General features: G+C 59.3%; 15 protein-coding genes and 1 pseudogene. 5 read left to right on the top strand and 11 right to left on the bottom strand.

Annotated features, from left to right (window positions below; translation table 11 throughout):
* Window positions 1–114: 114 nt before the first annotated feature.
* From MTR72_RS24885 to MTR72_RS24855, 7 genes are all read right to left on the bottom strand, one after another.
* Window positions 115–720: a hypothetical protein gene (locus tag MTR72_RS24885; RefSeq protein WP_341511349.1), complete on the bottom strand. Its 606-nt coding sequence runs from the start codon at window positions 718–720 to the stop codon at window positions 115–117.
* On the bottom strand, window positions 708–896 hold the full coding sequence (locus tag MTR72_RS24880; protein WP_341511348.1) for a hypothetical protein: 189 nt from the start codon (window positions 894–896) through the stop codon (window positions 708–710). Before MTR72_RS24880 ends, MTR72_RS24885 begins: the two co-directional genes overlap by 13 nt.
* Before the next feature lie 91 nt (window positions 897–987).
* Entirely contained in the window at window positions 988–1,347 is a 360-nt protein-coding gene (locus MTR72_RS24875; protein ID WP_341511347.1) for a hypothetical protein, read from the bottom strand.
* Between the two features lie 829 nt (window positions 1,348–2,176).
* Window positions 2,177–4,438, bottom strand: a complete 2,262-nt coding sequence (locus tag MTR72_RS24870; protein ID WP_341511346.1) for an AAA family ATPase — start codon at window positions 4,436–4,438, stop codon at window positions 2,177–2,179.
* A 2-nt stretch (window positions 4,439–4,440) separates the two neighbouring features.
* A complete protein-coding gene (locus tag MTR72_RS24865) occupies window positions 4,441–5,604 on the bottom strand; it encodes a hypothetical protein (RefSeq protein ID WP_341511345.1) in 1,164 nt (387 codons plus the stop codon).
* 76 nt (window positions 5,605–5,680) lie between these two features.
* Entirely contained in the window at window positions 5,681–5,914 is a 234-nt protein-coding gene (locus MTR72_RS24860) for a hypothetical protein (RefSeq protein ID WP_341511344.1), read from the bottom strand.
* Window positions 5,914–6,120 (bottom strand): helix-turn-helix transcriptional regulator, encoded by a 207-nt coding sequence (locus MTR72_RS24855; protein ID WP_341511343.1) that lies wholly within the window; start codon window positions 6,118–6,120, stop codon window positions 5,914–5,916. Before MTR72_RS24855 ends, MTR72_RS24860 begins: the two co-directional genes overlap by 1 nt.
* A 674-nt stretch (window positions 6,121–6,794) precedes the next feature.
* On the opposite strand from MTR72_RS24855, the gene MTR72_RS24850 reads away from it, so the two are divergent.
* The 5 genes from MTR72_RS24850 to MTR72_RS24830 all read left to right on the top strand — a co-directional run bounded on the left by MTR72_RS24850 (window position 6,795) and on the right by MTR72_RS24830 (window position 11,993).
* The gene (locus tag MTR72_RS24850; RefSeq protein ID WP_341511342.1) at window positions 6,795–8,414 is read left to right on the top strand and encodes a recombinase family protein; all 1,620 of its coding nucleotides are present in this window, start codon (window positions 6,795–6,797) and stop codon (window positions 8,412–8,414) included.
* 274 nt (window positions 8,415–8,688) lie between these two features.
* The gene (locus tag MTR72_RS24845; protein WP_341511341.1) at window positions 8,689–9,462 is read left to right on the top strand and encodes a hypothetical protein; all 774 of its coding nucleotides are present in this window, start codon (window positions 8,689–8,691) and stop codon (window positions 9,460–9,462) included.
* Window positions 9,449–10,003 (top strand): type II toxin-antitoxin system VapC family toxin, encoded by a 555-nt coding sequence (locus tag MTR72_RS24840; RefSeq protein WP_225182785.1) that lies wholly within the window; start codon window positions 9,449–9,451, stop codon window positions 10,001–10,003. The genes MTR72_RS24845 and MTR72_RS24840 overlap by 14 nt, the downstream gene beginning before the upstream one ends.
* A 29-nt stretch (window positions 10,004–10,032) precedes the next feature.
* Window positions 10,033–11,172 (top strand): hypothetical protein, encoded by a 1,140-nt coding sequence (locus tag MTR72_RS24835; protein WP_341511340.1) that lies wholly within the window; start codon window positions 10,033–10,035, stop codon window positions 11,170–11,172.
* Between the two features lie 23 nt (window positions 11,173–11,195).
* Window positions 11,196–11,993, top strand: a complete 798-nt coding sequence (locus MTR72_RS24830) for a hypothetical protein (protein ID WP_341511339.1) — start codon at window positions 11,196–11,198, stop codon at window positions 11,991–11,993.
* A gap of 120 nt (window positions 11,994–12,113) precedes the next feature.
* Here MTR72_RS24830 and MTR72_RS24825 read toward each other — a convergent pair whose 3' ends face one another.
* The 4 genes and pseudogenes from MTR72_RS24825 to MTR72_RS24810 all read right to left on the bottom strand — a co-directional run bounded on the left by MTR72_RS24825 (window position 12,114) and on the right by MTR72_RS24810 (window position 13,866).
* A complete protein-coding gene (locus MTR72_RS24825; protein ID WP_341511338.1) occupies window positions 12,114–12,575 on the bottom strand; it encodes a GNAT family N-acetyltransferase in 462 nt (153 codons plus the stop codon).
* A pseudogene (locus MTR72_RS24820) lies at window positions 12,572–13,245 on the bottom strand (SOS response-associated peptidase). The gene MTR72_RS24825 and the pseudogene MTR72_RS24820 overlap by 4 nt, the downstream one beginning before the upstream one ends.
* Before the next feature lie 9 nt (window positions 13,246–13,254).
* Window positions 13,255–13,410 carry a hypothetical protein gene (locus MTR72_RS24815; RefSeq protein WP_164939291.1) on the bottom strand — a complete coding sequence of 52 codons (156 nt, stop codon included), beginning with the start codon at window positions 13,408–13,410 and terminating at the stop codon, window positions 13,255–13,257.
* A gap of 42 nt (window positions 13,411–13,452) precedes the next feature.
* Window positions 13,453–13,866, bottom strand: a complete 414-nt coding sequence (locus MTR72_RS24810; RefSeq protein WP_341511337.1) for a hypothetical protein — start codon at window positions 13,864–13,866, stop codon at window positions 13,453–13,455.
* Between the last annotated feature and the right edge of the window lie 82 nt (window positions 13,867–13,948).

The raw sequence follows: 13,948 nt of genomic DNA, 5'->3' as shown, positions 1-13,948 counted from the left end.
CGTAGTGAGGCACGGCGCGCGAAGCCGCCCGCGCTGCGAGACAGGACGTGTCGACGGTGTTTAACCTTCGTCCCGTCATAACCGCGCGCTGAGCGGTGTTGTGTTGGTCATAGGTCAATCGTCGCTATCTGCGGGTGGTGAGTACGGCAGACCCTCTGCGAGTAGCTGTTTCGCGATCTCCACAGGCAAGCGTTCGGCGAGCTGCTTATTGGCTTCCTTCTGCCACGCGACACGCGCTGCGCCATCGTCCTGACCCATCGCGGTCGACGGCATCTCCGCGTAGATGCCCTTAATCGGTAACCGCTTAACCCCAGGCCGTCTTATTGCGACGAACGTGCCGCCGTTTGCGTGGACAATGAACGCGTTCGTAACGCCCAGCTTCGCGCTTCCGCCACCCGTCGTTCGGAAGGTACTCGCGGTCAAGCCACCGGCTCCGACTGAAGCGCCCTGCGTGTTCAAGATGCCAATGCGCAGTTTGCTCGCTGTGAACGAGGCACTTAGGTCGTACTGTGTGGTCCGCTTCACCTTCGTGACGCCGGGCCTAATGCGTGCGACAGGAACTCCCGCGTCCTTCGCTATGACTTCAAGGGCAACCTTGCGAGCTGCGGTCGCGGATTTGTCGACCGCGCGACGAATGGCATTGCGAATACCGCGCGTTGAGAGCGTCTCCGCCCATTGCTCCATTGAAGCCGCGTCTAGCTTTACGGTCAGTGAAGCCATTGGGACGCTGTCCTTCGCGGCGCTACCTCACTTATGAAGACCACATCGGGCTTCGGCTCTGCGTTGGCGCGGTGCCGAGCAATCCGCTCAAGCTCCATCTCGCCCAACATTCGCTGCTCACGCGCGTTACGCATGACATTGAAGCCGGTCAACGCGAGTTGCAGAAAGTTGCTCATGTCGATAACCTCAATCTAGACGGGAACGCGCGCTGCACAGACCAAGCCCATGCAGCGCGCTTGAAGCGCAAACGCCCGCCACGTCTACGCTTCAATCGGAATCGTCTGCATTCGCGACACTGTCGTTATCGCACCGGAAATCCTTGCGACCGGAGCCGGTGCGAAGGAAGTTCACGGTTTGGGTCACACCGGCCTCATGTCCGCAAGTGACGTTCCCAACGCCGATGGTAGAAGCGAACAGCGCGGCGATGATTTCCAGTGCCTCAGCTTGGCGTCCAGCGGCATCGGCGATGCGCTGTTGCACAGCTAAGTTGGTCTCGGCTAGTTCGGTCTGCCGTTCGAGAGCATTCACGATGCGAAGTCGCTCGGAAGCACGCAGCGTCTCAAGGTCAACAGTGATCGTCGCTAGGCCCTCTGCGAGGCCGTCGAAGACGGGATTGGAATTGGTCACGGCCGATAATCCTTTTCAGGGTAGTGAAGCGACAGGCTTGAATGAGAGGGGCTCAAGTAAGCCGCCCCGTTTGGCGGACACCCCATCCCACGGGGCGGCTTACGAGAAGGCCCAACTGTTCGGAGCAGCCGCGCGGCCCACCAGGCGGACCCGGCACGCAGACGGGGAGGCTGCAAGCGGATCACGTCAAGGCCGGGCTGCAAGCGTGAGGCCCTATAGTATGGAGACCGCCCTCCAAGAATCGCGCAGAAGCCGGAATCTGTCCGCTAAGCTGTTGATCTCTCTAAATCAAACGGGTCCACCGAATGAGCACGGTACTGTCCCCGATTAGCTGGTATGGTTGGCGATGGACCGCACTATGCTTCAACAGCATTTGGAAATTGTCGAGCGGCACGTTGCGCAAGGCAAGCGCCAACTAGCTCGCCAAGAGGCACTGATCGCGGACCTTGAGCGGGCCGGACATGACCTCACCGACGCCCGCAAAGTTCTGGCCACTATGCGGGACACGCAGTCTCTTCACGAACAGGACCGCGACCGCATCCTAAAAGAACTAAGCACTCAGGTCCCGTCTCGCCGATGAACCTGTCTGTCCGGCTGATCCACTGACGAACCCATCCCCTTAAGGGGGATGGGGTTGTCCGCCAGTTGGTGTATTTTCGATCCGCCAGTTTCCGCCACTTTCCGCCAGTCGCCGATTTCATCAATACAATCAGGCCGATAAACTGGCGGACGGACTGGCGGAAAGTGGCGGATCGAACTGGCGGATCAACTGGCGGAAACTGGCGGACGGATGAAATCCGCCAGTTCGTCCGCCAGTCCGCGCGACCCCCTAAGCGAGCCTGTACAGCGGACGGGCCTTCGTCCCCACGACTTCCAGACTGCCAGCCTCAACGGCCAAACGAATGTGGTCCCGCACGGTCGAGCGGCCCAGCGCTTCAAGGCCGTCCGCTTTACGACCTGCGTTCACCGCGCTCTCGATCTCACCGGACTGCAATTCGATCAGCTTCCGAACGGCCGCCACGGACTCATCGTCGGCCTTCTGGCGAGCGGCTTCGTGCTCGAAGACCTTCAGAACGCGCTCCACTCGGTCGTCAAGCCTGTCAGACAGTTTGAGCGCAGGCGCTTCCTCATCAGCTCCCACTTCGTCAGGGTCCGTTACAGCCAGGTCAACACCAACCGACGCCACGACGGTTTCGATGGGCTCGCCATCTTCGTCAGTGCCGACCGTCACGCCGCGCAGGCGGAACGTGAAATCGATCTTGTGGGGATCACCGACTCGAAACTTGCTCCCCGCTTTGATCCGACCTTTTCCCCGCTCGTCACGGGACACCACTAGCACGAAGTCCGTGTTGGCCTCAAATGCGCCGCTACCGCGAACGCTCGCGCCGTTCTTCGGCGGATGGGCAAGCGTGACCACACAAGCGCCCGTCGCATTGCAGATGCGTTGCGCAGCGGCCGTGTAGACGCCCGCGTCTTGCGCGCTGTTGTCGTCGCCCGGCATGATCGCCTGTGCGAGGGTGTCTACTACTATGAGGCTGACAGGCACGCCGTACCGTTGCTCTACGGACTTCGCATGCTTTATCAGCTCGCGCTCGTCCCTAGTCGGCGTCCCGTCCGGTTTGTACAGGCTGAGCGGCCCGCGATGCAGCGCGAAGGCACCATCGCGCGCAGAATCTCCGGCCTCAATTCGCCAAGCGTGGATTCGCCGCTCAACCTCAGCCGAGTTTTCCAACCCGCAATAGATCACAGCACCCTTCGTCACCTTGCGCCCGGCAAATGAGATGCCGTGAGCGATACGCAACGCGATGTCCAAGAGCAGCGCGGTTTTGCCGCTACCCCATCCGCCCACGACAAAGCCCGTCGTCGCCAGCGGCACAACGTGTTTCACAGCCCAGTCAAGACGGGGCAATCCGCTCGCTAGAAGATCGTCGAGATAAGCGAACTTCGTGGGACTGATAGACTTAACGCTCGTTTCGTCTTCACCGTCGTCTTCGTCGACGACAGCGCCGAACGCCTCGCCGGTCGAAGCCTTGCTGAGCCCCTGGTTCTTCAGCCACTCGCGCGCTACCTGCCGATTGTCATACTCGCCTGATCGCGGCTTGCCGTCGACAAGGTCGCCCGCGCCATCGAATGCCCGGAAGAACGACGCGAGATGCTCCACCGGCATGCTCGGCCATTCGCGCATGACGTGGCGAGCAGCCTTGAAGCGATTGTCTGAGCAGTCAGCGCCCGGTTCGCTGTAAAGCGATTTGAACTCTGCGTTGTCGGCTTGCAGCTTGTCGAAGTCGTACTCACCGAGCGGCGTGCAGAGTTCGTCCCAATCAGGGACCTCGGCCTGGTCGAGCTGCTTGACGACCTCGCGCTCTTTGGACGGGGCAATCTCTTCCCCCGCTTCCGACGAAGACTTGCCGATCAGCTCTACGATGTAATCAGGGAGCGGCGGAATGGAGCCGCTGGTGTAAGCTTCGATGAACTCCGTGAGCGCGGCTTGGTCGCCGTAGCGCTTGCCGTCCACGCGAATAGAACCCGGAGCCACGAACTGACCGCCGCGCCCTCTCACGTCCGTCCCATACAGTCTCTTCAGAGCACCTGCGCTGTTCGTGAATGCGTTGTCGGGATCGCTGAAGATGTAGTGACGACCTCCCGACTGTGTCGTGATGACTTGTACGCCTTCCGGCACGCCACCATGTTCTTCGAAGAGCTTGCCGAGCAGCTCCGGGCCGTTGAACTTGGTATCCGCATCAAGGATAACCAGGCGAGCGGGGCCGCACGCGACAGACGGCACGGCGTCTTGGTTCGGATGACGCCACATACGCTTGGCAATGTCAGGATCTGTCGTCGCCCCGACGAACACAGTGAGCTGCTTGTTTCCTTCCTCGCGTGCCTGCTCAATCGCGGCTGCGCGATCAGCGGGACTGATCTCCGTATCCTTACGGTTATAGAGCTTTACCAACGGCACCTTGCCACTGGACGGAAACACGGGGATGCCGTTCCGTGCGAGCGATATCGCGTTATGCTTGTTCCGTACACGGCGCGCATCATCTTGGTTGGGCAACCTAACGACGTTTGCCCCCATAGCGGAATTGCTCATACTCAGGCAGCCTTCTTTGACGCGGTGCGCTTTGTGCCTTTGCGCGCGAGTGTGGTCGGCGTGTTCGGTTTCGGCAAGACGGGGCCGTTAGGATTTCTACCGTTCGCCGCAAGGTAGGCTTTGATCCTCTTCGCGTAATTCTGAGAGTCGTATCGGGTTGCCGCCTTGCGCCTTTGATCCACGTCGCCGCAAAGCTCCGCGAGGTCGTCGGCGTCACGCTGTGCAATCCAGTCGTCTCGGTCAGCCTCGCTCAGCGTACCCAGCATGCGGCAGACCTCCGGCGTCAGAACGCCCAACTCATCGAGCAGTTCTAGGCGGCTTTGCGGGATCATCTTCAGAGCGCGGTCGCTGCCCTTCTGCGAGTCCAAACGACTTAGCGTCGTTTCGCGCGTGAGCGCGTTGATGGTCTCGAAGCGCAGACTGACGTAGAGCTTCTCAATCTCGCGATGCCATGCGGGACTATCAAAGACGGTGCCTTTCGTGGCCAAGCGGACATCCAGCTTCAGATTGCGCGACTGACGGGCTTCTGCGATGGCCTGTTCTTTCTCCGCAGCAATCGCCACGATAGCGGCTTCTAGGGTCGCGTCCTTCATCCGCGTGTAGACGGTGGACGTGCTACACCCAAGGATCACTGCGAGTGCAGCCGGTGTTGCGACTTCGAGAATTTTGCAGTCGCGGCGAATTGCGCCCACGATAACGTCAATCTCAAAATCGGATTGAGCGCTGGCGAGCAGTTGCAGCCCATCTTCAATGCGCTTGTAACGGCACGCGTATTCGGAGCACGGCTTGGTGAGCCCGACGTAGTAGCGCTGTAGCCGCACTCGGTGCAGGCGCTTCGTGTCAATTGAGACTTCCGGGTCTTCGTGCAGGCGAGCCCCGCTATGTAGCGCGGCTTCGCTTACGAACTCAGGGCGCGGCTGTGCAGCTCGCGCTTCGCTTACGCGCTTGCCTTGCGACATGAGGCATTCGCTTGCGATGGGCTCCCCATCAGCGGTCAGCTCGTTTGCATTGGCGTCAAATCCACGTTCGGCTAACCAGGCATCGCCCGCAGCCTCAAGGCGCTGTGACGCGACGCTTGCGCGGACCGGCTCATTAAGGTCGGTCTCGCCATCGTGGGCGAGGGCTTCGCGGTCATCGAACAGCGAAGCGGGTGTAGTGTAAGTCATGGAAGGTAGTCCCCGTCGTCGCGCGGCGCGATCTTGTCTGAAAGATTGCGAGCCAAGCGGCGTATGATTTGTCGGTTCAGGTGATGCGAGCGGCCAATGTCTGCGCGATCTCGCTAACTGTCGGTCGCTCAGCCGGGTGGTCGAGCAGCATCGCTGTGGCCATCGGGCACGGCCGCTGGTCTGTGCGGCGTCCTTCGAGCCAAGTAATCAGCGGGACCGCATGCCCGTCGCGTACAATGTGGGTCGGAAGCGGCTGACGGTTTGCGTGGCGGCGGACCAGGCGCGTGAGCGTGTCGATATCGTTGGTCATTAGGCGACCTCGCGCGCTGCGGCGAAGCGCTGTTCTTCCAAGGCGACTACGTCGGCGAGCCGCCAAAAGCGCTTGCCGCCGATCATGGCGGAAGGCGGGATGTCGCCAGCCTTCTCGCAGGCGCGTATGTAGGGTCGGCTAGCCGGTTTGCCGTTGGTCCCATAGCGGGCGCGCATGTCGGCCACGCTAAGCAGAGGAGTAGTCATCAGTCAGACTCCGAGATTCGGACGCGCGTGCGCATTCGGCGCACTGCGGCCGTGAGTGGGTGTCGAATGTGGATTGGCTGTCTGGCCTGTCCGACGCGGGGATTTCCCCGTCAGAATGCTGCGCTGATTTCCTGGTCCCTGGTGGGGACTTCCCGACCGCGCGAGATAACGTCGTGTGCCGCTTGTCGTCGGCAAGGTTAGAGAAACATAGGTCTGACTATCTTGTCGACTTTTTCCCCTAAACTTCCCTGCGTGACGTGCTCTTCACACATTCTTCAACGCCCCATCTCTCGTTTTTCATTCTTGATCGAAAAAAAAATCAGATGACCCCTCCCCCGGTCGGAGGGCAATTTAATTGACAGAATTCAGTCATCCGGGGTTTCTGGGCCGCAGATCAATTGGAAAAGCCCCTGTGGCCCAAAGCAAAAAGCGCCCGGTCCTTCCGGGCTCCAATCAGTTTCGCTCTGCGAAATCAGCTCCGGGTAGGCTGTACGGCTCCCGGTGCCGGGAGAACCTATGCCTGTTTCCTGTGGACCGACCCACCGGCCGGTCCCTCAAAGGGGCTTACCGGGGAATTCCGACCCCGCTAAACTTGACCCTGATCTAGTCGCGTTCGTGGAGGCCCTCGCCCGTTACGCGGCCCGCCGAGACCATGAGGCCACACAGAGGAAGTGATGCTTCGCGCCGCGATCTATGCTCGATACTCATCGGATAACCAGAACGACAGATCGGTAGACGATCAGATCGCTCTCTGCCGAGACATCTGCCAGCGCGAAGGCTGGAAAGTCTCGGCAGTGTTCGAGGACCGAAAAATTTCGGCCGCGTCCACAGCGAACCGGCCGGGCTTCAAGGATATGATGCGCGCGCTCGAAAGGCGCGAATTCGACGTGCTGATTGCTGAAGACATGGACCGCGTCTTCCGCGATCAGGCCGACTACCACGCAGCGCGCAAACGGTTCGATTATCACGGGGTCCCCATCCACACCGCGTCCGGCAAGGTCGGCAAGCTGGACGGCGCGCTTCGCGCGCTGATGGGTGAGCACTTCCTTGATAACCTGAAGGTTCATGTCGTGCGCGCTATGGAAGGCGTAGTCCGTGACGGCAGGCACGCAGGCGGCAAGGCGTACGGTTATCAGCCTGTGCCCGGCAAGCCGGGCGAACTTCAGATCGTCGAAGAGCAAGCGGCCATCATCCGACGCATATTCAAAGAGTATCTCGAAGGCCGCACGGTGCGGGACATCGCCGGTCGTCTGAATAAAGACAAGGTCACACCGCCTAGCGGACTGCGCTGGAACGCCTCAACGATCCAAGGTAGCGCACAGCGCGGCAACGGTATCTTGCAAAATGAAATCTACGTCGGACAGATCGTCTGGAACAAAGTCAGCATGGTCAAAGACCCGACCACTGGCAAACGACTGTCGCGCCCCAATCCTGCGTCGAAGCACAAACGTGCTGATGCGCCCCACCTTCGCATTATCAGCGACGAAACGTGGGCAGCCGTGCGGGCGAAGCGTCGAAGCATCGTCAAGCCGACAATGCACCGCGTGCCGCGCTTGCTTAGCGGCCTGCTCCGTTGTCCCGTGTGTGGTGGAGGGATGGGCTCTGTAGGCCTGCACCGTGGCGAGCCCCGCGTGCAGTGCTCGACGTATCGCGAGAGCGGGTCGTGCACGAACAGCCGTATGGTCAATCGCAATAAGATCGAAGCGGCCGTGCTCGAAGGTCTGCGCGAAGTCCTGAAAGACCCCGGCTACTGGAAGCACTATCTGAAGGTCTACAACGATGAACGTCGCCAGCTCGCCAGTGGAGCAGCCAGGGACCGCGCCAAGCTCGAAAGCCGGGCCGGGCAAATCAAGCGCGAGACTGAGCGCCTGGTCGACGCCATTGCTGAAGGCACTGCTCCCGCAGACGTGATCGGGCCGAAGCTGAGAGCCTTAGAGGCTGAAAGGCTGTCAGTCGAAGAGCAGCTCGCCGCAGCTAACGACAAGGGTAAGCCGGTCGCGATCCACCCGGCTGCGATCAGGAACTATCTCGACGACATTGCGGCTATGCGCAGTTCGCTCGACGACGCAGACGCGAGCGAGCGCCCCGAGCTGGTCGCGCCACTGCGGCGGCTGATCCATAGCGTCGTGATTCACGCCCAACCAGGCGTTAAGGGGGCTTTTGACGTGGAGATTAAGGGGCGCTTGCAGGAACTCTTGGGCGCGCCGTTCCTGAAACGTGCCGTGGGTGGGGAAGCGTTGGTAGCGGGGGAGCGCTACCTACGTTCCCCCCACAGGATTTTCCGGAGTTTCTGATCTCGGCTGCTTAGTTTTCCGAAAGCCCCTACAGCGGGTCTTATCGGCGATGTGGCTTGGAGCGGGGGAGCGCTACGAACGGCCCCCTCAATACGAGCCTTTATTTTCAAAGACTTATCGGGCGGCCTGACTTAGCACCCGTCCGCCCGTGATCCGGTCCCCAAAGCAGCGTGTTGCGCGCCCTGCTCTACTTTCGTCGGTTCGCGCCCGCATTGGTAGTATTATTAAAGCGGCTCTGCTTTACTCACGTGCGCCCCTTAAAAAGTTGACGCCAATGGCAAAGCCTCCGAACAAAGCGACCCGTCCGCACGGCAGCGAATATCAGTTCAGGATTGACGCCTATAGCCCGGCCACCATGCCGATGGGACGGCTAGCTCAGTACATGGCCGAATTGGCAACGTTGCTCGGCGAGCGGGACGCGGTGCATTTTCGAGGTCTCACAAAGGGCAGCACGATCCTAAACGCGCGTGTTGACCGGGAGGCCATGCCCAAGGTCCGCGCACGCGTGGTAGCCGTACGCGCGGGGGATGCTAGCGGAGACACCCTCCGGGCCTTCAACACCCTGAACAAGCTTCTTAAGGCCGACAACGCGGTCGGCGTGCTGCGAGACGCCGCGCCCCGTGGGGTCATCGTCCGCTTCCCCGGACGCGAGGCGGTGGAGGAAAGATTCACCGTCAAACAGCAAGGCTCGATTGACGGCATTGTCACCGGCATTCGCGGCAAAGACAGCTCCATCCACATAACGCTGCAATCTGAAACTCAACAGATAAGCGGCTGCGAAACCACACGCGCCATAGCCAAACAGCTCGGGGCTAAGCTCTTCGAGCCTGTGCGACTGTTCGGCAAGGGCAAATGGACTCGCGATGCGGACGGCACTTGGACACTAGAGAACTTCCGGGTGGAGAGCTTTGAAGCCCTCCGCGAGACCCAGCTTACCGACGCGCTCGCGGCTCTACGCGACATCCCCACCGAATGGGGAGACGACGCGTATCAGGAGCTGATCGATATGCGAAAGGGACCGGGAGGCAGCAAGAATGGTGGTCATTGATTCCACTAATCTCTTACTGCTACTGCGCCCTGGTACCCGCGTTCCCAATGGAGCGGACGGTGCCCCCATCATCCGCCCTCGGGATAGAATCCAGTACTTGGTGCACCGGCTGAGTCAGGACAAATCGAAAATCATCATACCGACGCCCGCGCTTAGCGAGGCCCTAGTCACGGCCGGGCCGGAAGCCTCTCAGAAAATCGTAGAGGACTTGCAGAAATACGCTGTGTTCGCAATCGAGCCATTCGATACCCGCGCTGCTCTGGAAGCCGCAGCGATGCTGCGCACAGCGCTTGCAAACGGAAACAAGCGCGGCAACAGCAAAGCGCCATGGCAGAAGGTGAAAGTTGATCGTCAGATTGTCGCCATCGCGAGGGTTCACGGCGCGACCGAAATTTATTCCGACGATGGAGACGTTGCCACGCTTGGGGCGCTCGCGAAGATCAAGGTCATCACCTTGTCTGATTTACCCTTGCCGCCTGAAAAGGCTCAGCTCAGTTTAGAACTCGAACCGGCCGCCGATAGCCTCCCGGATCAACAATAAAAAAACAAAAGAACAAGGGGGGCGGCCGAATGTCGTGGGATGACCACCAACTAAAACTTACGCGCGATGCAAGGCTCTTGTCGGCAAGTCCCGATCAAGTCTTCGCGGAATTGAGGGACATTTCCAATGAGATACGTACAACCCTCCTCATGTCGGGATCAGACGGCATTGAACCGTTGTTGATCGAACGCGGTCAGCCGCTGATCAATCTAGGTCTCGCCTGCTACTGCACTAACAAAAGCGTCTTTGTCGCGCTGTATAATCATGGTCGCGGAGCCCCAACGGACAAAGCCGACGAAATATATCGCCGTGGCCTTTTGCTCGGCTGCCTTTCCAATGCGACGATACAGAAGGCGCACTTCATTTTTGACTTCCCTCGCGAGCTAATCGGCGACGACGAATTCGAACACATATTAGGAGAGAGCGAATACGGTCTGGCGGAAACTCTCGTTCGAAATCCTGCGGTGTCCGACCAACTGTTGGAGCAGCTATACAAGCGGGAAGGAGCATTCGCGAGCGTGCCGGATCAACGCCTCGCGACGCTGGTCCATAGTTCGCGCGAGAATGAGCGCCTAAACACCAACAATGACGACGATTACAGTCCCGACTTGGGGCACTTCCGCATTCATAATGCGATCCTACAGCTTGTCGAAACCGCGCCAGTAAGCCCACTCTGGAGAACGGTTCTCTTTGATCTTCTCAACAATCTGAACCCCTTGCATGTTGCCCGGACTGAGCGACTGCAAGATATTTTGCAGCGATGGATGTCACTCGACATCAGAGACAGAAGTGGCGAGGACTCTAAGGGATTGTTTGCTGAGAACGTTTCGATGACGGACGAGTTTCGTTGTGTCATCGCTTCACTCTACGGAACGGCGTTGAAGGACAATGAATTGCGGGCCACCTCGAAATCAAACGACGTTGCCATGCGAGCGGCTTACTATGGAAACGGCAAGTTGACCGTAAAAGAGATGAGAACATCTTTTGAGCGCGACGGCAGCGCCTTCGTTCTCGCAGCAATCCGCAACCGCAGTATTCTTTTCGGCCGCGAGCAGCGTCAAGCTTTTGAGGAAGAAATGCTGAGCCGGGATTTTCGCTTTCAGTATGGCAAAATCATCGACATGTTCCGGAAGGAATACCCGTACGTCGAACCCTACAAACAGCGATAATTTCTGCGCCTTCGGATGGCAAAATGGATTTTTCAGTCGTCATCATCGCCGCCGCAACATTGGCCGTCGGCATCTACATTGGCCGCCAATCTCAAAAGGCCGCGCTCGGTTCATTGGCCCGCACAGCCGACCGAAAGGCCTCAGCAGCCAACGAGGCAAACGACCGATACCTTGAGGTGCTCCAACGGGAGCTGGCGAACATCATCGCCCGCGATAACCCGGACAAGATGATTGCGCTATACCGGAAGGCGAAAGCCCAAGAGCGAGAGATGCTGAACGCCGACAAGGCGCGCGTTCAAGCTGAGCTGACGGCCCTCACGCACAAATACCCCGCCTATGAAGATTTCGACAAAATCGGCACGAAGCATTTTGTCCCGTACAGCGGTGAGCCGCTATGGGGTGAGGACGGAGAACTCTCTGATGCTTATCTCGACATCTCGAAATTCTTGATCCTTACGAGAATACAAGATAGCCGCTCGCATAGACCTATTTTCCCCGACGATGATGACAAGAGCTTTCAGCGTTGCATGCAAGAACTGAAGGACCGGGCGTTCGCGTCCTCTCTCAGAAGCGCCGTCGATAGCTACTATCTAGCGTGCCGGGTTGCCGAACAGTCAGGCTCCCCAATCGGCAACTATGAAGACGGGCAAATAGGGGTGTTTCGGCTTCCGTCGTATGCTGACGTTCGGTACGGCATTCATCTGAAGGAAGCGAACGAATACGGGATATATTCATTCTTCGTTCACGACGATGGCAAGGTGAGTTCGCGGTTCAGTAGGTCAGATGCGTCATTCGAAAACGAAACAGCTTTGCACCACTAAGCGATTTCAGCTCGGTCGATTGCTTGGAAGGCGCGCCCCACGTCTCCCAATTTGGGAGGCGTCATACAGCGTGAAAGCTTGCCGCCGTCGGGCAGCGGGATCGAGAGTACACCTTAACATCTACAGATCGCGGACCATTAAAGCTGTGTCTAAGCCCCTCCAGTTGGTGCGATCAAGGACCGACCAACCGAGCCTCGCATAGAACCCGACAGCATCTGTAGTGTAGAGGTAGAGCCGCGAAAACCCGCGCTGTCGCGCTTGATACTCGACGGCTCGAACCAATACGACGCCTGCCCCCTTTCGCCGATGCTCAGGGACAACGAACAACCCTGCAAGCCATGGCGACACATCATGGTTGGGCTCGTTCTCGGACTCGACAAGAAGGCAGGTGCCGATTGGCTCGCCATCGGCCTTCGCCAACAACGCAACACCGTGGCTCTGGTCCGAAGTAAACAGCTCTAGAGACCTCAATTCCTGTTCGAAGGACGCCTTCAATACTGAAAAGGCATTTGCGCGCCAACGCGCGCAGATCGCCAACTCGGGCGTATGCGGTTCCACGATGGACGTCTGAATGTTAGTCATCGAGACCTCTCAGCCGCGATCCGATCCTCCTTGTCCTCGCCACGCATCACGACCTTAAGCGCCTCATCCGGCAATGGCCGTTGCAGCGTCTTCGCCTCCTCCCACGGCGCCCGCATCCAAACATCGCGCTCTCTTCCGTTGTCACGATAACCGGCATCGCCTTGGGATGGATCGGCTCGACAACGGCATTTGGCGTCGTCGTCAGGAAGCCATAGACATTGTGCGGCCCGGATATCGGCTTGGACTTCGTGCCACGCTCGCCTTTGAACTCAGTCCAGATGCCCGCGAACGCCGTGAGCGGACGGTCATCGCTGAGCGCGAACCAGACGACATCCTTTTTCTTCGTCTCCGGGTTCGGTTCGGGCGCGTATTCGGCAAAGCTGTTGAACGGCACAAGGCATCGGTTCTCGGGCTTCAGCCAGCCGCGCCAGTGCGGCGAGGACGTGTTGCGAATGTTGGTGACGGGCGGGCCTCCTGTGCGCGGCGGGGGTGGCATGCCCCATCGCATCATCGCCAGTTCGCTGCCGGTGTCGGTGTTGCGGATTACTGGCGCCGGGTAGTCAGGAAAGACGCCCGGCATCGGGGCGAGGTTCCCGACGTAGCGATTGACGACGCGGAACAGGTTGATGATCGCGGCTTGGTTGGTGGTGATGCTGTAGAGGTTGCACATCGGCGACGGCTACGACCAGAACAGTGCGAAGTAGATCACGTACAGCCAGCCCAGAATGCCGTGAATGATAGCCCAGAGGATCGACTTATTGGTGGTGTAGCTGATGGCAATAGCGAGCGCGCTGCCAAAGCCTATGCCGTATTTCGTGCCCTCTGATCGCACCACGTAGTAGCGGCTCCCGTTCATCGTCGCTCCCTCATCATCATTTCACCTCTCACCCGGCCACCACGTTGATGGCGGATCGCTCGCCGAAATCTTGGTGCGCCGAAGCGCCACCAAATGGCTGCGCTTGTACGGATAGCCGCGCGCCTCCGAACAGTCCTTACAGCGCATGTACCGCTCCAGCTCATGGATCGGCGTCATCTTCGGCCGCCGCACGACATCGAGTGCGACGGTCTGATGGGTGTCGCAGCCAAGGCATTTTACTTCGAGATATAGGTACCCTGCGTTGAGTGCGTCCGCGAGTGCTGGCGATGGCTGGGCCGGTCCTTGAAACGCGAGCATGCGTTTATTCCACGCTTCGCAGGCAAGCCGGTCGGCGACCTTGCGCGCCTCCGTCGCCCGCTCTGCCGATGCGCGGACTGAGCCGCCGTAGATGCTCTCTCGTGACTTGCTACCCATGCGAATAATGAAACGCGGCGGCGGCCGATACGCAAATTATCAATCTGTTGGGGATGGGACCGGGGCTGAGCTACCCGCAATG

Origin of the sequence: Bradyrhizobium sp. ISRA442 (genome assembly GCF_038085055.1) — a bacterium.
In the GTDB taxonomy this organism is placed as follows: Bacteria; Pseudomonadota; Alphaproteobacteria; order Rhizobiales; family Xanthobacteraceae; genus Bradyrhizobium.
Note: the sequence above shows the minus strand (reverse complement) of the source record. Positions and strands in the feature narration are given on the sequence as shown.